We start from the raw sequence: 23,689 nt of genomic DNA on the forward strand, positions 1-23,689 counted from the left end.
GTAACTTATTGATAATAAGCGCCCTGCAAGGGCATAAATTTCTGTACGCATCCAGCAAAATTTCTGTGCGCATCGCGATAGATTTCTGTGCGTATGGAATTTTTTTTCTACCATTGGGATTTTTTTTACTGGGCATTCACTATATTATAACGAGGTGAAACTTTACAGTTTAGTTATTTTTAGAAACTTTTTCATATACTTGATGAATCACTCCATCAGCAACAGAAATTTTTGGAACAAATATTTTAGAAATTTTAGACCATTGCAATACATTATTAAAAATTTGTAACGCAGGGACAATTACATCAGCTCTATCCTCTCGAATTTTATATTTCACCACGCGTTCTGCCACCGAAAGACTGGAAAATTCTTTATAATATTTTTTTAGCACAGAACTCGGTAACGCCCTACCCTCTTTACTTTTACTCATAGAAAACACCTTATTGATGTTCCCCCCAGAACCAATCGCCACAATAGGTTTATCACTTACCACATTCGCTTTTATGACGTCTTTCATTTCTTTCCATTGCTTATCAGTCACCAAGTGATTAAGTAAACGAATTGTTCCGATATTAAATGAATGCTCGTATTTCGTTTTTCCATTTTCGTAGAAAGTTAATTCCGTAGAACCACCTCCCACATCTATATACAGGTAGTCGTATTCGTTATCCAAGCCCTCGGCGATATGGTTTTCGTACACCAAATTGGCTTCTTCATTTCCAGAAATAATATCGATTGTAATGCCTGAAGTTTTCTTTACTTTTTTGATGAGTTCCTTTCCGTTTTTAGCATCGCGCATGGCACTTGTGGCACATGCCCGATAATGCTCCACCTTATAAACCTTCATTAAATCGCTAAAAATCTTCATGGAGTCTAATACCATTTTGCTTCGCTCCTCCCCTATTTCCCCTTTGGTAAATACATCCATCCCTAGCCTTAGCGGAATCCTTAATAAATTAAGTTTTGTAAAATGAGGCTGACCATCGCTATTGACAATCACCTCGTTAATAAGTAGCCTAGCGGCATTACTTCCAATATCTATTGCTGCAATTCTCATAGTTCGTAAGTTTTATTTTTAAGGTAATGATAAATCTCTATTTGAGACCTCATCTTTTTTTTCTTAGAGCCTTTTACATAATGATTATTCAAATTCTTATCTAAAATTCTGGCTTTCATATTATCTTTCAGTTGGATATTCAGTAAATCCAAAACCTCTTGTTTCAAATGAGGCGGTGTAATTTTAACCGCCGCTTCTACACGATAATCCAAATTTCGCGTCATCCAATCGGCAGACGAAATATAAATATCTTCGCTGCCTTTATTATAAAAATACATTACGCGGGCATGCTCCAAATACTCATCTACAATACTGATGGCATGAATGGGAACTTTAAATTTCTTCTGCTGTACCGCACAATAAATCCCTCTTACAATCGCCTGAACTTCAACGCCAGCCTCGGCAGCTTGATAGAGTTTTTTAATCAATCCTCTATCACTTAACGAATTGACTTTTAGAATAATTTGGGCTTTTCGTCCTGCTTTGGCTTCTTCTATCTCTCGGTCGATGTGGTGTTCTATTTTTTCGCGCATATAGTGTGGGCAAACCATTAAGGTTTTACAACTTTTCAGCACCGAAACAGGATCTTGATTAGGCTTCTTAAAGAGGTTAAAAATTTTATTAATATCTGCCATTACCGCTCTATTGCTCGTCATCAATAAATGATCCCCATAAACCTTCGCTGTTTTTTCATTGAAATTCCCTGTACTGATAAAGCCATATTGAAGCGTTTTATTATCTACTCTTTTTTTAATGATACACAGCTTCGCATGCACTTTTTTATCTGGAATACCGAGTAAAATTTTTATCCCTTCTAATTCTAAGCGCTCTTTCCATTTCAGGTTGGCCTCTTCATCGAATCTTGCCCTTAGTTCAATCATTACCGTTACTTCCTTGCCATTTCTCGCCGCATTGATTAAAGCATTGGCAATTTTAGAATTTGACGCCAAACGATACGCCGTAATCTGGATTGACTTTACATCGGGATCCATAGCCGCCTCCCGAAGCAAATCGATTACGGGCATATAACTGTGGTAAGGAAAGGTAAGCAAGACCTCTTTTTGTGTAATCACATCGGTAATCCTCTGCTGTCCCACAAATTCAGGATGCAAGAATGAGGTTCGCTCAATCGGTTTTTGATAGTCTTTAAACACATCTGGAAAATCCATAAAATGCTTAAAATTATGAATCTTCTGCCCTGGGATGATGCTATCTCGCTTGGAAAGGTTGAGTTTTCTAATCAGTAATTCTAGCAAGGCTTTATCCATATCTGCATCAAATACGAAGCGGGTAGGTTTACCTTTTCTACGGCTTTTAACGCCTTTTTTTATTTTCTCTGCTAATGTGGTATTGATGTCATTATCCAAATCAAACTCCGCATCTTTAGTTACTTTGAAGGCGTGAGCTTCAAATGAATCATACCCAAAATACGAAAAGATATGAGGTAAATTATAGGCGATCACATCCTCCAAAAGCATCACACTGGTTTCCTCTTTTTCCGAAGGCAGAATCACAAAACGCCCATTAATTCTGGACGGCACTTCAATAATCGCATATTTACTTTCGTATTCCCAAGATTTTTTACGCATGGCTATCCCAAGGTACAAACTTTTATCCCGAAGATAAGGCATGGAGGTTTCCTCACGAAGCAATATCGGGATAACATTCGCTTCTACTTCTTCATCAAAATAGTTTTCTACAAATTGCTTTTGATTTTCAGAAAGGTCTTTGGCTGTTTTTATAAAGATTTGCTCCTCCCCCATTTCCTTCTGAATGTTTTCCCACGCTATATTAAACTGGTTTTGTTGTTTAATAACAATGGTATTGATTTTATCTAAAATCTTCTGTGGGTCTTCAAAAAAAGAATTGGCTCTATGCTTGGCTTTAAAGTCTAATGCGCGCTTTAAACCTGCCACACGCACTCTAAAAAACTCATCTAAATTATTAGAAAAAATACCTAAAAATTTTATTCTCAAATGTAGTGGTACACTGGGATCCATTGCCTCTTGCATGACTCTTTCATTAAAGGCTAGCCAAGTGATATCTCTAGGGTTAAATTGTGGCATACTAAAATTTTGTTTTACAAAAGTAGAAAATATATCTAACAAAAAGTTTCGTTGACCATTAAAAAATAATTAAACATCCATATTTTTAATAAAAATAAAGACTGCCCTGCTGAACAGTCTTTATGGTTTTAGTTCTTTTTATAAATTTCTTTTCCGTCTTTGATGGTGGTGAGCTCCTCAATATCCTTGAGGGGCTACTTTTAATGGATTTTTATCTAAGATGACGAAATCGGCAATTTTACCTTTTTCGAGTATGCCTTTGGAATTTTCTTCAAAATATTCGTAGGCGGTATTCAAGGTAATAACTTTCAGGACTTGGTAAGGGGTGCCTTTGAGGATCCCTAAGATTTTGCCTCATCGAATTGGAGACGGTACCAAAAGGCTATACGGATCGATAAACCCTTGTAGTAATTGTATATCCGTATAAATCTTCTTTTGTGGCATTGGGGGAATTTTCTTCAGATTTTTTAGTCAGCCTACTAATACAATTTTGCTCTCTTGCTCTATTAAGGCTTCTACACATTAGGGGTGTCGTCTTTCAGGGTGAAAATTTCGCCATCTTAGTACAAAGTACTTGAGGTTTGGATTACATGGTTTTTGCAACCTATTATTAATGTGGCTGCTAAAAGTCCTATTAGTTTTTTCATTTGGTTTTAATTTTAAGATTATGGATGCTTTAAACTCTAAAATAATCGCCTTGCCAATCGTGAATACTTTTCTTTATGGCATCCGCCGATAAATTTTCATTAATGGCTCCATTCAGCAATGACTTAAATTCTTCATCATTAGCAAATCGTAATGCCGCAATTTGAGCAAACGAAAGTTGGCGTTCTACTTCTTGGGATGAATAACCAAATAACTGATAGTACCTTAAACGAAACTCTAAACGAACAATACGATTTTGATTGCCCAATGCATAGTACTGAAGCAACATTAAAGCAATATACAATAAGAAAAAAATACAAATACTGAATAAAATCCATACTAAAGCGCCATTAGAACTCCAACTTTTCCATTACCCTACCCCAAAAGCCACTCCAAGTAATGGCAATAGAACAAAATGATGCAGTGGATAATATTTGATGTGATTTTGATAATTTTGTTTTTCCATAATTCAAATTTTATTGAAAGTGATGCTGATAAAGAATGTAAATATAAGATTTTATCACCTATAAAATAAAAAAGATTGCCTATTTAGACAATCTTTAGTGTAATACTAGTTACTAGCAGATTATTTCACTGCTTTCAAATTATAAGTTTTACCTCCTTCTGTAAGTTCTGCAATATTTTCTTGTTTTTCAGCATCTCTTTTAGAAGTAAATTTAATGGTTTTAGCCTCGTTTTCGTACTCGGCACCTTTAGCCCAAGCAGTAGTTTGAAGTAAAGTTTCAGTTTTACCATCATAACTTAAAATCACTTTAGATTCTGTTTCACCTGGTTGATAAGTAGCGATCACTTCTTTACCATCACCAACAAATTTCAAGATATTATCGTTGTTTTCTACTACCAAATGTGTGTCATCTGCTAGAGTATCTGCAGGCTGATTGATGGTGTCTACGGAAACAGCTTCCACTGTTGCTGGCTCAGCAGGTTTTTCTTTTTTACAACTTACTAAACCTAATGTTCCTGTTAGAACTAATGCTAAAAAAATGTTTTTTTTCATGTTTTAATTATTATTAATTATTTGTCTACCCGCAGTAGTTACAAAAAGTATTCCGATTTTATTTAGACGCCATAAACTCCATGAGATCCATATAATTTTTTTGATTAACGCTATGCCCACTCATGTACTCTCTAAAAGTAAAATAAGCCCCTAAATCATATAGAAAATCCGCTGCTTTTCTGCCCCATTCTAGTGGAATAATGGCATCATCTGTCCCGTGAGAAATAAAAAATCTAAGCGCTTCAATCTCGGATTTTTTTGGTTTTTCTAAAATCAATTGCTCTTCTGGGTAAGTACTTAAGCAGGCTATTTTTTCAAATAATTGAGGTTTGTTTAAAGATAGTGTATAGCATAAAATCCCACCCTGACTAAAGCCACACAAATGTGTTCTGCCCGATAGTTGATATTGTTGTTTTATCGCTTCTATTTCTCTGGCAACCATATTCGCTGCTTCTTTGGATTGAGGAATATCAATGAAATTTTCGGCATCCATTGGATTAATATCAAACCAAGAATAGCCACCATAAGGAACTTCTTTCGGCGCTCTAAAACTTACAATCAACCAATCTTTTGGTAGTGTAGGCACAAAGGAAAATAAATCTTCTTCGTTGCTTCCATAGCCATGTAACAAAACCAATAAAGGGGTTTTAGTGATCAATTGCTCGGGTTCTCTCACTAAATAATGCAAACTCATTAGACTGCTTTTACAATGAAATAATTCTTTTTCCCTTTCTGAAGTAATACAAAACTTTGGTCTATTAAATCCTTATCGGAAACTTCAAAGCTTTCGTCTACTTTGGTTTTATTTACAGATATGGCATTACCTTTCAACTCTCTTTTGGCTTCACCTTTAGATTTTAAAAACCCCGACTCCGCTAATAAATCGGTGATGTTCATTCCAATTAATGAAGATTTGTCAATCTCTTGTTGTGGTACACCATCAAAAACTTCAAGAAACGTGGCTTCATCCAACGCTACTAAATCTTCCGCTGTGGACCGTCCGAATAATATTTCTGAGGCTTTTACCGCTTTTTGGTATTCTTCTGCACCATGTACAAGCGTGGTTACTTCTTCAGCTAATTTCTTTTGTAATAATCTTTGGTGTGGTACTTTTTGATGTTCAGCAATCATTTCTTCAATCTCCTCTTTACCTAAGAAAGTGTAGAATTTAATGAAGCGTTCGGCATCTTCGTCAGAAGCATTAAGCCAAAACTGATAAAATTTATAGGGCGATGTTTTCTTTGCATCTAACCATATATTTTCGCCAGCTTCAGATTTGCCAAACTTAGAACCATCTGCTTTGGTAATTAATGGCACGGTTAGAGCAAAGGCTTCGCCTTGTGCTTTTCTACGAATCAATTCCGTTCCTGTTGTGATATTGCCCCATTGGTCAGAACCGCCCATTTGAAGTTTTACACCTTCGTTTTGATAAAGATGTAAGAAATCATAGCCTTGTAACAATTGGTAAGTAAATTCTGTAAAACTCATCCCTTCAGTACCGGCTTCGCCAGAGAATCTTTTCTTTACAGAATCTTTTGCCATCATATAGTTTACGGTGATATGCTTTCCAATATCTCTAGCAAAATCTAGAAAAGAAATAGGTTTCATCCAATCGTAATTATTGACTAATTCAGCTTTGTTAGCTTGGTCGCTTTCAAAATCTAAAAAACGAGAGAGTTGCTCTTTAATACACTGAACATAATGGTTAAGAGTCGCCTCGTCTAACAAATTTCTTTCCGCAGACTTCCCCGATGGATCGCCAATCATTCCCGTAGCCCCACCTACAAGAGCGTAAGGCTTATGCCCATGTCTTTGGAAGTGGGCTAATACAAGAATTGGAATAAGGCTTCCGATATGCAAAGAATCCGCCGTAGGGTCAAAACCGATATAGGCTTTCGTCATTTCTTTATTAAGTAAATCTTCTGTACCCGGCATAGCATCATGAATAAGCCCACGCCACTGAAGTTCTTCTATAAAACTATTCATTATTTTTTATTTAATAGTGCAAAGGTAAGAATTTAAAATCTTAATCAAATTGATTTGGATATCGGGTTTTAACCTCGTCTACCGTGTTTAAAACTTTATCTTTTAATTGTTGCTGATAATCTTCTAATTTTTTAGAAACTTCAGTATCAGAAGCTCCTACAATTTTCGCCGCTAAAATCCCTGCATTCGTCGCCCCATTTAAGGCTACCGTCGCCACAGGAATCCCAGACGGCATTTGCAAAATAGATAAAATGGAATCCCAGCCATCAATAGAATTACTACTTAAAATAGGCACGCCAATAACGGGTAATGTGGTACAACTTGCCACCATCCCTGGTAAATGTGCAGCACCGCCTGCTCCTGCTATAATGGCTTTTAGCCCTCTTTCTTTTGCCGTTTTGGCATACTCAAACATACGCTCTGGCGTTCTATGTGCCGAAACAATGGTTAGTTCATAAGGAATTTTTAGCATATCTAAAAAATCAGCGGCTTGTTGCATAACGGGCAAATCGCTTTGGCTTCCCATGATGATTCCTATCATAATCAACTATTTTTTATAATTAAAGTTAAGATTTAGCGGTTACTTTTACCATATTTTTGACCTCCACCAATTGCTTCAAAAGCTCTGCTCTATCCTCCGCTACAATATTAATGTGTCCCATCTTCCTTCCAGGCTTGGTATCGGCTTTACCATACAGATGAATATAAGTATTTGGGCGTTCTAAAACTGCTTCGATGCCTTGATATTCTACTGCACCAGAAGCCCCTTCTTCACCAACAAGATTAAGCATTCCTGAGTAACCTTTAGCATCAGTATTGGCAAGAGGTAAATTTTTTAACACTCTATAAAACTGCTCAAATTGCGAATTATAATTCCCTTCCTGACTTTGGTGACCGCTATTGTGAAGGCGTGGCGCGGTTTCATTCACCCAAACTTTTCCTTCTTTATCTAAGAATAATTCAATCGCAAATAAACCTGCTGAGTCCGCCGCTTTAATAAATTTTTCAACAATCTTATCAATTTGTTTTTGAACCTCTGCATTAATATTAGCAGGACAAATATTGAAATCTAAAAGGTTGAGTTTTGGGTCGGCAACCATTTCGGTAACGGGAAAAGTTTTAACCTCACCGCTTTCATTTTTAGCAATTATGACAGATAATTCTTTATCAATATCTACTAAGGATTCCAATACTGAAGGTGCATCCCATAAGTTTTTAAGGTCGTCTTGGGTTTTAATGACTTGTACCCCTTTGCCATCATAGCCACCAGTGTCCAGTTTTTGTACAAAAGGTAAAGGAAAGTTCGCCTCTGAGGCTTTAGAAATAATTTGAAAATCAGGGGATGGAATTTGATATTTTTTATAAAATTCTTTTTGAACCGTTTTTTGCTGAATGGTTTTAATAATCTTAGCATTAGGAATTACCTTTATGCCTTGCTGCTCTAAGGCTTCTAAAGCATCGGCATTGATGTGTTCTATCTCTATGCTGACCACATCTTTGTCTTTTCCAAAATCTAAAACCGTTTGATAATCATTAAAATCACCTTGGGTAAAGTGGGAAATCGTGGCACACGAACATTGGTCGTTTGGGTCTAAAGTATAAAATTGGTCGTCGTATTTTAAAGCTTCCTGTATCAACATTCTACCTAATTGTCCGCCTCCTAAAATTGCTATTTTCATTATGTTATTTAAAATTAAAACTCCATTTTATCTTTTACAACACCTCCATTTTGGCTATGGGGCAATAATTCACGCTCGATGAAGTCGGTAATCATTGAGGTTTGTTCATATTCTGGAAATAAAAGATGGACATTGGCACCAGCATCTAAGGTGAAGAATAATGGTAAATCTGTTTCTTTTCTAAACGCCCAAATTTTATTGATGACTTCCAAGGTTCCTGTTTTCATGAGGATAAAAGCAGGTTCACTCATCATCATCATTGCGTGTAGTGTAAGGGCTTCGTGTTCCACTAAAGTGATAAATCGTGATAAATCACCCGTTTTTAAAATCTCTTTTAAAGGAACAAAATTTTCTCTAGCCTCTTGAAAACGCCTTTCTGCATAAGGGTTGGTATTCATTAAGCCATGTCCAACCGACGAGGAAACTGTTTTTTGTCCTTCGTGAATTAGCAATACCCAATCGTTAAAGTGTTTAAAAACCTCATGGACTTCATTATCTGGATATTTTACGGCGTAATAATCCGAACTACCCGCAACTTCTGGGGTTTCGCCCCATACCACTAATCCGTTGTACAAACTTCTACACGCACTGCCACTTCCCAATCGGGCTAGGAAACTGGCTTTTTTTACTTTGAAATGTTCCGTTAATGGTTCTTCGCTAAAGGTATCCTCTAATTCCATCAAACATTTGGCAATCGCTCCAAACCCCGAGGCTGAACTGGCAATCCCCGAACTATGTGGAAAAGTATTTTCAGTCCTGATTTCGTAACTGCCTTCTAAAATCCACGGAAGATAAGTTTCTATTATTTCAAAATAGCGTTCTATTTTTTCAGAAAATTTCGGTTCGTATTTATCTGCTAAATAAGTTTTCACTCTAAAATCCTCCCCTAGATTAAACTTTAGTGTCGTTGTGGTTTTAGCATGGTTAAGGGTATAACTAATGCTTGGATTCGCAGGGATTTGTTGGTCATATTTGCCCCAATATTTTATCAATGCAATATTAGAAGGACAAGTTTGGGATACTTCTTTTGGGATTAGATTATATGCTGTTTTACCTACAAAATGATTTGTCATAAGGTTGTATTAACTTAATTGATTTTAATTAATAAGCGTACATTTCCTCGATAAGGTCGTGGTATTTGGAAAGCACTACATTTCTCTTAATTTTGAGCGTTGGCGTAATTTCGCCCGATTGAATTTCAAATTCCGTTGGGAGCAACACAAATTTCTTTACCTTCTCAAAACCAGATAGTTCTTTCTGAACATCTTGTAAAATATCGTTGTAGAAGTTTTTAATTTTTTCAGAAGAAATAATCTCTTTCCAATCCTCCGTAGAAGGAAGAGACATATTCTTAATTTTCTCTGTAAGCGCCTCAAAATTAGGGACAATCACTGCCGTAACGAAAGGTTTACCCTCTGCCACCACCATCGCCTGCTGGATATAATTACTATTGGTCAAAATATTTTCTATGGCTTGTGGGGTGATGTATTTCCCGTTAGATGTTTTCATTAAATCTTTAATCCTATCGGTAATTCTTAAAGCTCCATTTTCAATAATCCCCGCATCGCCAGTACGGAACCAGCCATCTTTAGTAAAGACTTTTTCGTTTTCTTCAGGCAGATTGTAATAGCCCTTCATTACCCCAGCTCCCTTGACGAGGATTTCGTCATTTTCGCCAATTTTCACTTGGGTATTTCCAATAGGCACTCCTGCCGTAGCATATTGGTAATGCGTTAATGGGAAACAAGTGAGCGTTGCCGTAGTTTCTGTAAGTCCATAGCCCACGGTTATGTGTATGCCCATAGCATCAAAAAACTTGAGGATATCAGGGGATATAGACGCCCCTCCACATGGCATAAACCAAAGATTACCGCCTAGTTTATTTTTTATCTTTTTGAATATTAATTGATGGGCAATTTGATTTTTCAATTTTAGCATCATCGGCACCGAATGCCCTTGGCGTTTATATTCTGAAACTTTAGTCCCTACTTCTAGCGCCCAATTGAAGATTTTTTTCTTAATCGATGAACTCTTCGCTACCATATCCTGAAGCGCCCCATAAATCTTCTGATAGAATCTTGGCACAGCACACATCATCGTAGGTTTTACTTCTTTTAAGGCATGGGCAATGAGTTTCGTATTTTCTAAAAATGTAACCTTTACCCCTTCACTCAAGCAATACAGCGTCCAACTGCGTTCAAAAATATGGCTTAATGGTAAAAAGGCTAAAGAATGTTCCTCGTTAAAGTTTTTAAACTTGAAAAAATCTGTATGCGCTTTAAAAGATTCTGTAAAATTACCATGGGTAATCATCACACCTTTTGGTGTCCCAGAAGTTCCAGAAGTATAGAGTATCGTTGCGACATCATCTTTGTCTTTAGGACAAATCTCTAAGGTTTCCTTATTGGCTTTTATTAAATCTTCCAAATGTGTACTACACGATTTATCTTTTAAGATAATCGATTTTTTAGCCGCTATGATATACCTCAGCGTAGGCACTTCTTTTTTTATGTCTAAGCAGGCATCGTATTGCTCTTGGTTCCCCACCAAAACAATTTCAGCACCAGAATTTTCAATACAATATTGGGCTTGGTTAGCACCATTGGTTCCATAAATTGGCACCGTAATCCCACCAATGGCAAGTACAGCCAAATCAAAAATAATCCACTCCGCAGAGTTATCCGAGTAAATCGCCACTTTTGAATCTGGATTTACATCTAGCGTTTTAAGCCCATTGGCGGCTTTATAAATCGTTCTTCGGAACATAGACCAACTAATAGAGGTCCACTCATCGTATTTTTTAAAACCAATCGCTGGCTTAGAAAGGTATTTATCAGCATTAATTGGTAAAAAGTGGGCAACATTCATTGTGCTATAACATTTTTAGATTTAAAGTATAAAAGTATAACATTTTTTCTAGATAAAGAAATGTTTTTTCTAGAACGCCTTCCAATATTTATGTATCTATTAGAAAGACAACACTTTAGATACAAAACAAAGGAATTACCTCACGCTGGCGTAAGCGTCACACTTGTGACTATATTTCCAAATTGATAACGACCCAACATACCGATGTTGTATTGTAATTGGTTCTCGGCGTAACCACTCAAAATTCATCACTCAAAACTTCCACCCTTTCAAATGCTAATTTTTTAATTTCATTTATAGATTGTACTTTTGTATTCACAAAAATTATTGGATTTAGAAAATATAACGCTCTCATGATAGACTACTTAAAAGGCTTAAACGACGCACAGTACGAAGCGGTAACCACCATAGAAGGACCACTTATGGTGCTAGCTGGAGCAGGCTCTGGTAAAACCCGCGTACTCACCATGCGTATCGCCCACCTGATAACCAACGGTGTAGACCCTTTTAACATCTTAGCCCTTACCTTTACCAACAAAGCGGCTAGAGAAATGAAAGAAAGAATCGCCAAAGTGGTAGGTGAAAGCGATGCCAAAAGTCTATGGATGGGAACTTTTCACTCGGTGTTTGCTAGGATTTTAAGAAGCGAAGCCCATTATTTAGGGTTTCCCTCTAATTTTACCATTTACGATTCTCAAGATTCTTTAAATATCCTTAAAAAAGTCATTAAAGACCTCAATATAGATTCCGATTTATATAAACCTAAAAAAGTACAATCGAGAATTTCTCAGTATAAAAATAACCTCATCACGGTAAGGGCATATTATAATAATCCAGAACTGATGGAGCACGATGCCAAAGCTAATATGAAATTGCTCGGACAAATCTACCAAAAATATGTAGAAACTTGTTTCAAAAATGGGGCTATGGATTTTGATGATTTACTTTTGAGAACCAACGAATTGCTTACCCGTTTTCCAGAAGTTTTGGCTAAATATCAAGACCGTTTTCGCTATATTTTGGTGGATGAGTACCAAGATACCAATCATTCACAATACCTTATTGTAAAGGCGTTGGCTTCAAAATTTGAGAATATCTGTGTAGTAGGCGATGATGCTCAATCTATTTATTCCTTTAGAGGGGCTAATATTTATAATATTCTTAACTTTAAAAAAGACTATCCCGATGCTGTTTCGGTATCTTTGGAACAAAATTATCGTTCGACCCAGAATATTGTAAATGCGGCTAATGTAGTCATTGCTAAAAACCTTCAACAATTTAAAAAGAATGTCTTTAGTAAAAATGAAGAAGGGGAAAAGCTAAAAGTTTACCGCGCTTTATCCGATGCCGACGAGGCTAGTTTTGTAGCGAGTAATATTTGGGAGCAACACCATACACAACAGCGAAATTTCGATGAATTTGCAATTCTGTATCGTACCAACTCTCAAACGCGTGCCTTTGAAGATGCGTTGAGAAGAAAAGGCATTCCCTATAAAGTCTACGGTGGTTTATCTTTCTACCAAAGAAAAGAGGTGAAAGATTTGGTGGCTTACCTTCGTCTTTTGGTAAATGAAAATGACGGCGAAGCCTTAATGCGAATCATCAACTATCCAGCCAGAGGGATTGGGGAAACCACACAAAATAAACTGATGGTCTATGCCGATAAACAAGGCTTACCCATTGCTAAAGTTTTAGACCAATTGCCCAACCATAGCCAAGGGTTAGGACTAAACAACTCCGCATTAAACAAACTGAATGATTTTTGGCAAATGATAAAAGCCTTCCAAGTGATGCTAAAAACCGAAGATGCCTACACAGTGGGGATGGAAGTGGCAAAACGAAGTGGTTTTATCAAATTGCTTAAAAATGACCAAACCCCAGAGGGGATTTCTCGTGTAGAAAATGTTCAGGAATTAATGAACTCTATGCAAGGATTTATAGAAGAACAACAGCAGTTGGAAGATGGCGACCCTAGCCTTTCTAACTTCTTAGAAAATATTGCTTTGTCTGCTGACACTCAGGATAAGGCTAACGAGAACGAGAAGCAAGTGTCCCTAATGACCATCCATCTATCCAAAGGTTTGGAATTTCCCGTAGTGCATTTGGTAGGTTTAGAGGAAAATTTATTTCCTAGTTTTATGAGCAGTAGCTCTCGTGAGGATTTGGAAGAAGAGCGTCGTTTGTTTTATGTTGCCCTTACAAGAGCCGAAAAACAAGCCTTTTTGACTTATGCCGTATCCAGATTTCAATGGGGAAAAATTACCGATGCTGAACCTAGCCGTTTCCTTAGCGAAATAGATGGCGAATATATTGAGTTTTTAAACTCAGGAATGGAAAAACGATACATCAATACTTCGGGGTTGAAGTCTAATATCTTTGACGATACACCACCATCACCCGTTTCTTTTAAAAAGAAAGCCCCTAAGAAAACACTTAACAGAGCAGAACCCGTAATTCCAGAGAAAAAGTTAAAACCTTTAGCCTCAGCAAAAATCAGTAATAATTCTGGTATTGTGGAAGATATTCAAGTGGGTGATAAGGTAAGACACGCACGCTTTGGAATGGGGGAAGTGATATTTATTGATGGGACTGATGCCACCAATATTAAAGCCCGAGTGAATTTTGAACACGAAGGGGAAAAGAATTTAATTTTAAAGTTTGCCAAATTAGAGAAATTATAATGGTGGATTAGTGAATATATCTTATTTAAAAGACCATAACCACAGTATAATTATAAAAATGCAAAATGTCATTACATAAAAATGGATATCATACCTTAGTTTTTTGTAATTTTTTTTAACTTTGCATCCGATTTTCGAGATATGAATGATATGGATAATAATGTTTATGACAATATATTAGGATTGATAGCGAACACGCCGCTCATCAAACTGAACAGAATAGTAGAAACTATCCCAGCAACGGTCTATGCTAAATTAGAATCTGCCAATCCAGGTCATTCAACCAAAGATAGGATTGCCCTTCATATTATAGAACAAGCAGAGAAAAAAGGGTTGCTAAAACCTGGTGCTACCATTGTGGAAACCACTTCGGGAAATACGGGATTTTCTATCGCTATGGTCAGTATTATTAAAGGCTATCAATGTATTTTATCGGTAAGTGATAAAACGAAGCCTGAAAAAATTGCCTATCTAAAAGCACTCGGGGCTAAAGTCTATGTTTGCCCTGCTAATGTTCCAGCAGACGACCCGCGTTCTTACTACGAAGTTGCTAAAAGAATTGCTTCTGAAACTCCAAATTCTATCTATATCAACCAATATTTCAACGAATTAAATATTGATGCCCATTACTCCTCTACGGGACCTGAGATTTGGGAACAAACTAAAGGAAAAATCACACATCTTATTGCATGTACTGGAACAGGGGGAACGCTTTCAGGGTCTGCTAAATACCTTAAAGAACAAAATCCAGATATTAAAATCATTGGTGTGGATGCCGATGGTTCTATCTTAAAAACTTACCACGAAACTGGGGAAATCAATAAAGATGAAATCCACTCTTATCAAATTGAAGGCTTAGGTAAAAATCTAATCCCTGGGGCTTTAAGATTTGATTTAGTAGATGAATTTATCCGTGTAAACGACGAAGATAGTGCTTACAGAACTAGAGAAGTTGCCATGAAAGAAGGCATTATGGGAGGCTATACCACAGGTGCAGCAACTCAGGCATTATTACAATATGCAGAGCAACACCCATTTAAAGAAGATGATGTGGTGGTAGTGATTTATCCAGACCATGGTTCTAGATACATCAGCAAAGTTTATAGTGACGAATGGATGGAAAGCCAAGGGTTTAACAATAATGAACTTAAAAGTTATCAAGACCTTAACGAAACAGTTTATATCAAATAAAAAAAACGGATAATCTTAAAAAGGTTATCCGTTTTTAGTTAGTTTTAGTCTTTATTTTTTATACGCATCCGCGTGAACTTTCGCTACGGCTCTACCTGATGGGTCGTTCATATTTCTGAAAGACTCATCCCAAGCCAATGCCGTTGGCGTACTACACGCCACAGAAGGCACAGAAGGTACGGTCAAAGCGGCTGCTTCAGATGGGAAATGCTCTTCGAAAATGCTACGATAGTAGTATTCCTCTTTAGAAGTTGGTGTTTGTTGTGGAAAACGGAACTTCGCATTGGCTAATTGTTCATCACTCACTTTTTCATTCACCAATTCTTTGAGTTTGTCAATCCAACTGTAACCCACTCCATCAGAGAATTGTTCTTTTTGGCGCCACGCTACCGATGCAGGTAATTCATCTTCAAATGCTTTTCTCAATACCCATTTTTCCATTCGTTCGGGTGTAATCATTTTGTCTTTTGGGTTGATACGCATTGCCACATTCATAAACTCTTTGTCTAAGAAAGGCACACGCCCTTCGATTCCCCACGCCATCAAGGATTTGTTAGCTCTAAGGCAGTCGTATTGATACAATTTGTCCAATTTACGAACGGTTTCCTCGTGGAATTCTCGAGCGTTGGGTGCTTTGTGAAAGTACAAATATCCACCAAATAATTCATCAGAACCTTCGCCTGAAAGTACCATTTTGATTCCCATAGACTTGATCACTCTCGCCATTAAGTACATAGGTGTAGAAGCACGAACTGTGGTAATATCATAGGTTTCCAAGTAATAAATGACATCTCTAATCGCATCCAAGCCCTCTTGAATGGTAAATTTTATTTCGTGATGAATGGTTCCGATATGCTTTGCCACTTCTTGAGCCGCTTTTAAGTCAGGCGAACCTTCCAAGCCTACTGAGAATGAGTGCAATTGTGGATACCAAGCCTCAGTAGTATCATCACTTTCTATGCGTTTTGAAGCATATTTTTTAGCAATAGCTGAAGTTATAGAAGAATCCAAACCTCCCGAAAGTAACACTCCATAAGGTACATCGGACATCAATTGACGGTGTACCGCTGCTTCTAAAGCATCTCTAAGTTCTTGAATGTTGGTTTCATTATCTTTTACATTGTCATAATCACGCCATTCACGGTCGTACCATTTTACGAGTTTCCCATCTTTGCCATGTAAATAGTGTCCCGGAGGAAAAATTTCAATTTTTGTACATACTCCTTCTAATGCCTTTAATTCAGAGGCTACATAAAAAGTTCCATCCTTATCCCAACCCATATACAAAGGAATGATTCCCATATGATCACGAGCGATGAAATACTCATCTTTTTCCGTATCGTATAAGGCGAAACCAAAAATCCCGTTGAGGTCATCTACAAAATCAACTCCTTTTTCTTGGTATAACGCTAAAATCACCTCACAGTCGGACTGCGTTTGGAAATCATATTTTCCTTCGAAAGATTTACGGATTTCTCTGTGGTTGTAGATTTCCCCATTTACCGCCAATACTAACTTTTTATCAGGGCTAAACAAAGGTTGTTTTCCTGAAGCGGGATCTACAATGGCTAATCTTTCGTGAGAGATAATCGCTTTCTCATTACTGAATATTCCGCTCCAATCGGGACCGCGGTGTCTTACTTTTTTCGACATTTCCAGTATTTGAGGTCGTAATGCCTCTTCGGGTTGCTTTAAATCAAAAGCACATACAATTCCACACATTTAAATTTGGTTTTAAAGGTTAAAAGTAGTAATTTTTAAAATGTAAAACAATAGCCTTAAGATTTATTCGCTAATTGTCCACAGGCGGCATCAATATCACTTCCACGGCTGCGGCGAATCATCACGGTAATGCCATGGCGTTCCAATTGTTTTACATAATTTTCAGTGGCTTTAGGGTTCGAGCGGTCGTATTTCCCATCACCAATAGAATTGTATTCAATTAAATTGACTTTAGTTGGCACTTGTTTACAAAATCTAATAAGTGCTTTGATGTCTTCATCGGTATCGTTAATCCCTTTCCAAATACAATATTCCAAAGTAATAATACTTCCCGTTTTTTTATACCAATATTGTAAGGATTCTAAAATATCCGTTAATGGAAATTTATCCGAAAAAGGCATAATTTCATTTCGCTTGGCTTCTATCGCCGAATGTAAGGACAATGCCAACTTTACTTTTAGTTCCTCATCGGCTAGCATTTTTATCATTTTAGGAATACCAGAAGTGGATACTGTAATTCGTCTTGGCGACATACCTAAACCTTCGGGCTGTGTGATTTTTCGGATGGCTTCTACAACATTTTTATAGTTCATCATCGGCTCGCCCATTCCCATAAATACGATATTGGACAACGGTCGATTAAAATAAGTTTGGCTTTGCTCATCAATTAGCGCCACTTGATCGATGATTTCTGCAACTTCTAAATTTCTCATTCTCTTCAACCGTGCCGTAGCACAAAATTCACAATTAAGCGAACATCCCACCTGCGAAGATACACAAGCGGTGGTTCTAGTATCAGTAGGAATTAAAACGCTTTCTACCATTAATCCATCGTGAAGTTTTACCCCATTTTTAATGGTGCCGTCCTTGCTTTTTTGGAATACATCTACTTTGGCAGGTTTAATGATAAAATCTTGGGTAATTTTCTCGCGCAAACTTTTAGAAAGATTGGTCATTTCCTCTATGGAATGTCCGTTTTTATTCCACAGCCAGTCATAAACCTGTTTTGCTCTAAACGGTTTTTCCCCTATGGATACAAAATAGTCTTTTAATTGCTCCAGACTAAGCGTACGGATATCTTTCATAATAAAAGTGGATTATTAAAAAAGGTAATGAGTATTTATTAAACGATCCTCATTACCCTAAATATTGTTTTGGATGGCTATGGCTTACAGAATAAGCATCGCGTCACCATAAGAATAGAATTTATATTTTTCTTTTACCGCTTCCTCGTAGGCGTGCATTACAAAATCTTTACCCGCAAACGCTGCTATCATCATAATTAAAGTCGATTTTGGCGTATGGAAATTGGTAATCATACTATTAGCAATACCGAAGTCATATGGTGGGTAGATAAATTTATTCGTCCAACCATGGTAAGGGCTTAGCCTCCTATTAGATGACACCGAAGTTTCAATGGTTCTCATAGTAGTCGTTCCCACGGCACAAATACGGCGATCTTCCTCAATGGCTTTATTAACGATATCTGCATTTTTCTGGTCGATGATGGCTTCCTCACATTCCATTTTATGCTTAGATAAATCTTCTACCTCAATAGGGTTAAAGGTTCCCAACCCCACATGCAAAGTCACCTCAGCGAAATTGATTCCTTTGATTTCCAATCTTTTCATCAAATGTTTAGAAAAGTGTAGCCCTGCGGTTGGAGCCGCTACTGCCCCTTCGTGTTTTGCATAGATGGTTTGGTAACGCTCAGCATCTTCTGGTTCTACTTCTCTTTTAATATATTTAGGAAGTGGGGTTTGCCCTAGTTCATTAAGTTTTTCACGAAATTCTTCATAAGAACCATCGTATAAAAATCTAAGGGTTCTACCTCTAGAAGTGGTATTATCAATCACTTCTGCCACTAAAGTTTCTTCTTCGTTAAAGAATAATTTATTCCCGATTCTGATTTTCCTTGCTGGATCTACCAACACATCCCAAACTCTGGTTTCCTTATCCAATTCTCTTAAAAGAAAGACTTCAATTCTGGCACCTGTTTTTTCTTTATTACCGAACAATCGGGCTGGAAATACTTTGGTATTATTAAAAATAAATAAATCATTTTCATCAAAATAATCTACGACATCTTTAAACAATTTATGTTCTATCGTTTGGTCTTTTCTGTTTAATACCATTAATCTAGCCTCATCTCTATGCTCAGAGGGATGCTCTGCTAATAATTCTGGTGGTAAATCAAAGTTAAAATCAGAAGTTTTCATTTTGCTCATATTATTTATAATGTTATATCGAAGATACATATTCCCCGAATTTGCAAATATACGATATTCAAGACCCCTTTGTCAAGTATTTTGTGTTTTAATTAAAAAAAAACAATGACCACTTTATAAAAATAAAAAAAATAGCTGCACAAATTTTGACAAAAAGATAATTTGGCACGATTTTTCTAATAATATTTTATATAAAAATAAAGAACAATTTAAAAAACTAAATTATTATGAGTAAGACAAAAAGAAACGGTGTATTAGCATTATTAGGATTAGGTGCATTGGCATTTTGGAAGTATAAAAAATCTACTCCTGAACAAAAAGAAGCATTGAAAAACAAATTGAATGATGCTAAAGATTCTCTTAACCGTATGGGTTGCGACTTAAAATCTAAAGCTAATGAATTAGCAGAAAAAGCTAGTGATAAAGTGGAAGATTTAAAATCTAAAGCTGGAGGTTTAGTTGATAAAGCGGAAGACAAATTTCAAGATCTAAAATCTGATGCAAAGGATAAAGTAGAAGATCTTAAAGATGGTGCTAAAGATTTAGCCGACAAAGCAGAAGATAAAGCACAAGATTTAAAATCTAAAGCAGAAAGCAAAGCAGAGGATTTAAAAGAAGATGCCAAAGATCTAGCTGATAAAGCGGAAGACAAAGCAAAAGAACTTAAAAATAAGACTGAAAGAAAATTCTAATTCTTAAGTTTTATTGAAAAATCCCTCGATATCTGATTATCGAGGGATTTTTAATGTATTGTATTAGAATTGTTATGCCAATACTTCTTTTACTTTGTTTGCTGCTTCTTCTAATGTAATCGCAGAATGTACTGGAAGACCAGAATCGTCGATTAATTTTTTAGCTTCTTCAGCATTAGTTCCTTGCAATCTTACGATTAATGGCACTGGCAGTTCACCGAAGCTCTTATAAGCATCTACTACCCCTTGTGCTACTCTATCACATCTTACAATTCCACCGAAAATGTTAATCAAAATCGCTTTTACATTCGGGTCTTTTAAGATAATACCAAACGCTTTTTCTACTCTTTCTGCATCAGCAGTACCACCTACATCTAGGAAGTTTGCAGGGTTACCACCAGATAATTTGATGATATCCATAGTTGCCATTGCCAAACCAGCTCCATTTACCATACATCCTACATTACCGTCTAGTTTTACGAAGTTTAATCCTGCTTCACCCGCTTCTACTTCTGTTGGATCTTCCTCTCTCTTATCTCTTAATTCTGCTAAGTCTTTGTGACGGAATAAAGCATTGTCATCTAAAGTTACTTTAGCATCTACGGCTGCAATTTTGTTATCCGAAGTTTTAAGCACTGGGTTAATTTCAAATAGAGACGCATCAATTCCTACATACGCATTGTATAATGAAGTGATGAACTTAACAAAATCTTTAAATGCAGCACCTTCTAATCCTAAATTGAACGCAATTTTTCTTGCTTGGAAAGGCTGAAGTCCTATGGCAGGATCTACCTCTTCGTTGTGGATTAAATGTGGTGTTTCTTCTGCTACTTGCTCGATGTCCATTCCACCTTCCGTAGAATAAACAATCATATTTTTACCTTTAGCTCTATCAAGAAGTACAGAAACATAATATTCTTTTGGTTCAGTTTCACCTTCGTAGTACATATCTTCTGCTACTAGTACAGAATGTACTTTTTTACCTTCTGCTGAAGTTTGAGGAGTAACTAATTGCATCCCGATGATGTTCTTAGCATTTTCCTCTAATTTTTCCATATTTGGCGAGAATTTAACACCACCGCCTTTACCTCTACCACCGGCGTGTACTTGGGCTTTTACAACCCATGCTTTAGTTCCAGTTTCCTGAGATAGTTTTTCGGCTGCCGCTTTGGCTTCTTCTACCGTGTTTGCTACGATGCCGCGTTGTACTCTAACACCGTATTTTGCTAAAATCTCTTTTGATTGATATTCGTGAAGATTCATAATATAGATTTGTATTTAATTTTAAAATTTAAGTTCCACAAATTTAAACAAAAAGTTTGAAAGATAGAAATATATAGGCATTCATTTTTAACAAAGCCCTAAAACCCCCAGTTTCCTTTAACAAATACCATAATTAATAACGCCCAACTAATAATCATTAAAAGTCCTCCCAACGGCGTAATAGGTCCTAAAAATTTTAAACTGGTACCCCAAACTTCTTGAAATGATAAGAAATAAATACTCACAGAAAAAAAGAAAGTACCCACCATCATCATTATAGAAGTCCACTTTTCTAAAGAAGTATCAAATTTTAAAACTGCACCAATTAAAATTAAAAATAATGCCGAGTACATTTGATATTTTACGCCTGTTTCAAAACTGGCTAACTTTTCTACGGATAGTACCTTTTTCAATGCATGAGCACCAAATGCGCCTAAAATAACCGAAGTGAGTCCATACACTCCACCTACAACTAATGTTAATGTTTTCATTTGTATTGTTTTATGATTTTGATGTTCTTAATTTTTCTAACTCTGCAATAACTTCGTGGTGGCTTACCGTTTTATCTTTAAAGTGTTCTACAAAATATTGTTTTTCTTCCTCAGTAGCATTAAACTGATTTAAAATATTAAATAAGTGCATTTTCATATGTCCTTTTTGGATACCCGTAGTAACCAAAGAACGCAAAGCTGCAAAATTTTGTGCTAAGCCAGACACCGCTAAAATACTCATCAACTCTTGGGCAGAAGGTTTACCCAATAGCGCTAAGGAAAATTTAACTAAAGGATGTAAATTCGTTAGTCCACCAACAACGCCTACCGAAATCGGCAAATCTATCCAAAATCTAAACATTCCATTATCCGTAGTACAATGCGTTAATGACGAATAAGAGCCATCTTTAGCCGCATATGCATGGGCACAAGCCTCAGTCGCTCTAAAATCATTTCCAGTCGCTATCACCACCGCATCTACACCATTCATAATACCTTTGTTATGTGTGGTTGCTCGGTAAGGCTCTATCTCAGCAATGGCTACCGCTTGTTTAAACTTCCATGCAAACTCTTCTGGGTCAATACCGCTATCGTCTTTTAAATCTTCTATTTTGCAAGATACCTCCGCCCGAACAATACAGTCTGGTGTAAAGTTGGACAAGATATTCATCACCACTTGAAGCGAATATTTTTCCTCATTAGAAAATTCGTTATAAGCCTCTACTTCGGATTTTAGGGTTTTGCCAAATTGCTCTAAACACGAATTGATAAAATTAGCCCCCATAGAATCTTGGGTATCAAAACTAGCTCTTAATTGGTAATAATTTGGGATTTGTTTTGTTTTATCTATCAATTCTATTTCTAAAATCCCTCCTCCCCTACGACGCATATTATGGGTAATGGCTTCCGTATCTTGAAACAACTTTTTCTTTAAATAAAAATTAAAAAAGTGTTTAATCTTATGAGGTTCGGCATTAAGGATAAAGTGGGTATGCCCTAATTTTTTAGTATCGATAATAGTCGTTTTAAATCCACCTTTGTTGAGCCAAAACTTCGCTGCCTTAGAAGCTGCTGCCACCACCGAACTTTCCTCTACCGCCATAGGCAATGCCAACAATTTTCCGTCAATAAGGAAGTTGGGGGCTATACCATACGGCATATAAAAATTAGAAATGGTATTTTCTGAAAATTCTTCGTGTAGCTTTTGTAACTCTGGATTCTCGTTCCAATATTGGGTTAAAATCCCTTCGTAATCTCTATTATCCTCTAAGTATTCCTTAATAATCCAATTGATTTTCTCTTGTTTGGATAATTTTGAAAAGCCTTCAATAGGTTGGTGCATCATAGCATGATTCATTTTAAATCTCAAAGATACAACAAGCCGATAAAAAGACCAAAACAAAAATAGCGACTAAAAAAAATAATTCTGAAAATCAGTTTTTTGCAATTTATGATATAAATTAATGTTATTTTTTTTTGCTTAAACAAAAAAAAGTTTTACCTTTGCACCACTCAAAAACGAGAGAATTACACAAAAGTGTTTAGACCCATGGTGTAATTGGCAACACAGCAGATTTTGGTTCTGTTATTCGGGGTTCGAGTCCCTGTGGGTCTACATATTAAGCAAAATAGAATCTATTAAGTATTTGATTTTCAGTCATTTATGGATTCTATTTTTTTTATTTGTACCCATAATTGTACCCATATTTTATTTTTACTCTTTATTGACAATCTTTATTTCTTATTAATAGTCAAGAATAAATCTATTAATTTAACTACTGTCAAAATAAAACACCGCTACAATAAAAACACATTTCAAATAAATTTTATTATGAAGTCATTTAAACTTTTTAAGGGCTATGACTATAAATGCTAAATAATTAAATCCTAGCCAACTAGCCACTGTTGTGTCAAATCTATTGAGTAAAGACCTATAACTATCCAACCAACCATTGGTTCTTTCTATTTTGTACCTTTCTTCGTAGAGAAGAGGGTCAAAATATTCATCCCTATCAGAAGTATCGTTGTTTCTTTTATTAAAGCAAATATTACCTTGTATATCTTTCTTGTTACAAGAACAACGAAACTCTTTAGAGTCAAAA

Annotated in this window: 19 protein-coding genes, 1 tRNA gene and 2 pseudogenes; 4 read left to right on the forward strand and 18 right to left on the reverse strand. The window is 36.3% G+C overall.

Annotated features, from left to right (window positions below; genetic code table 11):
• Nucleotides 1–169 precede the first annotated feature (169 nt).
• The 11 genes and pseudogenes from C237_RS0103305 to C237_RS0103355 all read right to left on the reverse strand — a co-directional run bounded on the left by C237_RS0103305 (nucleotide 170) and on the right by C237_RS0103355 (nucleotide 11,319).
• A complete protein-coding gene (locus C237_RS0103305) occupies nucleotides 170–1,057 on the reverse strand; it encodes a Ppx/GppA phosphatase family protein (protein ID WP_018675074.1) in 888 nt (295 codons plus the stop codon).
• Nucleotides 1,054–3,123 carry a polyphosphate kinase 1 gene (gene ppk1, locus C237_RS0103310; RefSeq protein WP_018675075.1) on the reverse strand — a complete coding sequence of 690 codons (2,070 nt, stop codon included), beginning with the start codon at nucleotides 3,121–3,123 and terminating at the stop codon, nucleotides 1,054–1,056. Before ppk1 ends, C237_RS0103305 begins: the two co-directional genes overlap by 4 nt.
• A gap of 177 nt (nucleotides 3,124–3,300) precedes the next feature.
• The gene (locus C237_RS14910; protein ID WP_018675076.1) at nucleotides 3,301–3,420 is read right to left on the reverse strand and encodes a hypothetical protein; all 120 of its coding nucleotides are present in this window, start codon (nucleotides 3,418–3,420) and stop codon (nucleotides 3,301–3,303) included.
• Between the two features lie 379 nt (nucleotides 3,421–3,799).
• A pseudogene (locus C237_RS14485) lies at nucleotides 3,800–4,234 on the reverse strand (DUF6526 family protein).
• A 120-nt stretch (nucleotides 4,235–4,354) separates the two neighbouring features.
• Nucleotides 4,355–4,786 (reverse strand): hypothetical protein, encoded by a 432-nt coding sequence (locus tag C237_RS0103325; RefSeq protein WP_018675078.1) that lies wholly within the window; start codon nucleotides 4,784–4,786, stop codon nucleotides 4,355–4,357.
• 58 nt (nucleotides 4,787–4,844) lie between these two features.
• Complete coding sequence (locus tag C237_RS0103330) at nucleotides 4,845–5,480, reverse strand: alpha/beta hydrolase (protein ID WP_018675079.1); 636 nt, start codon at nucleotides 5,478–5,480, stop codon at nucleotides 4,845–4,847.
• Nucleotides 5,480–6,772 (reverse strand): tyrosine--tRNA ligase, encoded by a 1,293-nt coding sequence (gene tyrS, locus C237_RS0103335; RefSeq protein ID WP_018675080.1) that lies wholly within the window; start codon nucleotides 6,770–6,772, stop codon nucleotides 5,480–5,482. The genes C237_RS0103330 and tyrS overlap by 1 nt, the downstream gene beginning before the upstream one ends.
• 40 nt (nucleotides 6,773–6,812) lie before the next feature.
• Complete coding sequence (purE, locus tag C237_RS0103340; protein WP_018675081.1) at nucleotides 6,813–7,313, reverse strand: 5-(carboxyamino)imidazole ribonucleotide mutase; 501 nt, start codon at nucleotides 7,311–7,313, stop codon at nucleotides 6,813–6,815.
• Nucleotides 7,314–7,338: 25 nt separating this feature from the next.
• Nucleotides 7,339–8,451 (reverse strand): 5-(carboxyamino)imidazole ribonucleotide synthase, encoded by a 1,113-nt coding sequence (locus C237_RS0103345; RefSeq protein WP_018675082.1) that lies wholly within the window; start codon nucleotides 8,449–8,451, stop codon nucleotides 7,339–7,341.
• 14 nt (nucleotides 8,452–8,465) lie between these two features.
• On the reverse strand, nucleotides 8,466–9,524 hold the full coding sequence (locus C237_RS0103350) for a diphosphomevalonate decarboxylase (RefSeq protein ID WP_018675083.1): 1,059 nt from the start codon (nucleotides 9,522–9,524) through the stop codon (nucleotides 8,466–8,468).
• 28 nt (nucleotides 9,525–9,552) lie between these two features.
• Nucleotides 9,553–11,319 (reverse strand): AMP-dependent synthetase/ligase, encoded by a 1,767-nt coding sequence (locus tag C237_RS0103355; RefSeq protein WP_018675084.1) that lies wholly within the window; start codon nucleotides 11,317–11,319, stop codon nucleotides 9,553–9,555.
• Between the two features lie 353 nt (nucleotides 11,320–11,672).
• On the opposite strand from C237_RS0103355, the gene C237_RS0103365 reads away from it, so the two are divergent.
• On the forward strand, nucleotides 11,673–14,000 hold the full coding sequence (locus C237_RS0103365; protein WP_018675086.1) for an ATP-dependent helicase: 2,328 nt from the start codon (nucleotides 11,673–11,675) through the stop codon (nucleotides 13,998–14,000).
• Nucleotides 14,001–14,150: 150 nt separating this feature from the next.
• Complete coding sequence (locus C237_RS0103370; RefSeq protein ID WP_026315465.1) at nucleotides 14,151–15,191, forward strand: PLP-dependent cysteine synthase family protein; 1,041 nt, start codon at nucleotides 14,151–14,153, stop codon at nucleotides 15,189–15,191.
• Nucleotides 15,192–15,242: 51 nt separating this feature from the next.
• On the opposite strand, the gene asnB is transcribed toward C237_RS0103370, so the two are convergent.
• From asnB to queA, 3 genes are all read right to left on the reverse strand, one after another.
• Nucleotides 15,243–16,913 (reverse strand): asparagine synthase B, encoded by a 1,671-nt coding sequence (gene asnB, locus C237_RS0103375; RefSeq protein WP_018675088.1) that lies wholly within the window; start codon nucleotides 16,911–16,913, stop codon nucleotides 15,243–15,245.
• 56 nt (nucleotides 16,914–16,969) lie between these two features.
• On the reverse strand, nucleotides 16,970–17,998 hold the full coding sequence (gene rlmN, locus C237_RS0103380) for a dual-specificity RNA methyltransferase RlmN (RefSeq protein ID WP_018675089.1): 1,029 nt from the start codon (nucleotides 17,996–17,998) through the stop codon (nucleotides 16,970–16,972).
• An 84-nt stretch (nucleotides 17,999–18,082) separates the two neighbouring features.
• A complete protein-coding gene (queA, locus tag C237_RS0103385) occupies nucleotides 18,083–19,132 on the reverse strand; it encodes a tRNA preQ1(34) S-adenosylmethionine ribosyltransferase-isomerase QueA (RefSeq protein WP_026315466.1) in 1,050 nt (349 codons plus the stop codon).
• 236 nt (nucleotides 19,133–19,368) lie between these two features.
• On the opposite strand from queA, the gene C237_RS14915 reads away from it, so the two are divergent.
• The gene (locus tag C237_RS14915) at nucleotides 19,369–19,833 is read left to right on the forward strand and encodes a YtxH domain-containing protein (protein ID WP_018675091.1); all 465 of its coding nucleotides are present in this window, start codon (nucleotides 19,369–19,371) and stop codon (nucleotides 19,831–19,833) included.
• 72 nt (nucleotides 19,834–19,905) lie between these two features.
• Here the strand turns inward: C237_RS14915 and sucC are convergent, their stop codons facing one another.
• From sucC to C237_RS0103410, 3 genes are all read right to left on the reverse strand, one after another.
• Complete coding sequence (gene sucC, locus C237_RS0103400; protein ID WP_018675092.1) at nucleotides 19,906–21,096, reverse strand: ADP-forming succinate--CoA ligase subunit beta; 1,191 nt, start codon at nucleotides 21,094–21,096, stop codon at nucleotides 19,906–19,908.
• Between the two features lie 98 nt (nucleotides 21,097–21,194).
• A complete protein-coding gene (locus tag C237_RS0103405) occupies nucleotides 21,195–21,587 on the reverse strand; it encodes a DUF423 domain-containing protein (RefSeq protein ID WP_018675093.1) in 393 nt (130 codons plus the stop codon).
• Nucleotides 21,588–21,597: 10 nt separating this feature from the next.
• Entirely contained in the window at nucleotides 21,598–22,932 is a 1,335-nt protein-coding gene (locus C237_RS0103410) for a hydroxymethylglutaryl-CoA reductase, degradative (protein WP_018675094.1), read from the reverse strand.
• Nucleotides 22,933–23,130: 198 nt separating this feature from the next.
• On the opposite strand from C237_RS0103410, the gene C237_RS0103415 reads away from it, so the two are divergent.
• Nucleotides 23,131–23,202, forward strand: a tRNA-Gln gene (locus tag C237_RS0103415).
• Nucleotides 23,203–23,424: 222 nt separating this feature from the next.
• On the opposite strand, the pseudogene C237_RS0103420 reads toward C237_RS0103415, so the two are convergent.
• Nucleotides 23,425–23,689: pseudogene (locus tag C237_RS0103420) on the reverse strand (IS5/IS1182 family transposase); the annotation flags it as partial.

It is taken from the genome of Riemerella columbina DSM 16469 (genome assembly GCF_000374405.1).
Taxonomy (GTDB): Bacteria; Bacteroidota; Bacteroidia; order Flavobacteriales; family Weeksellaceae; genus Riemerella; species Riemerella columbina.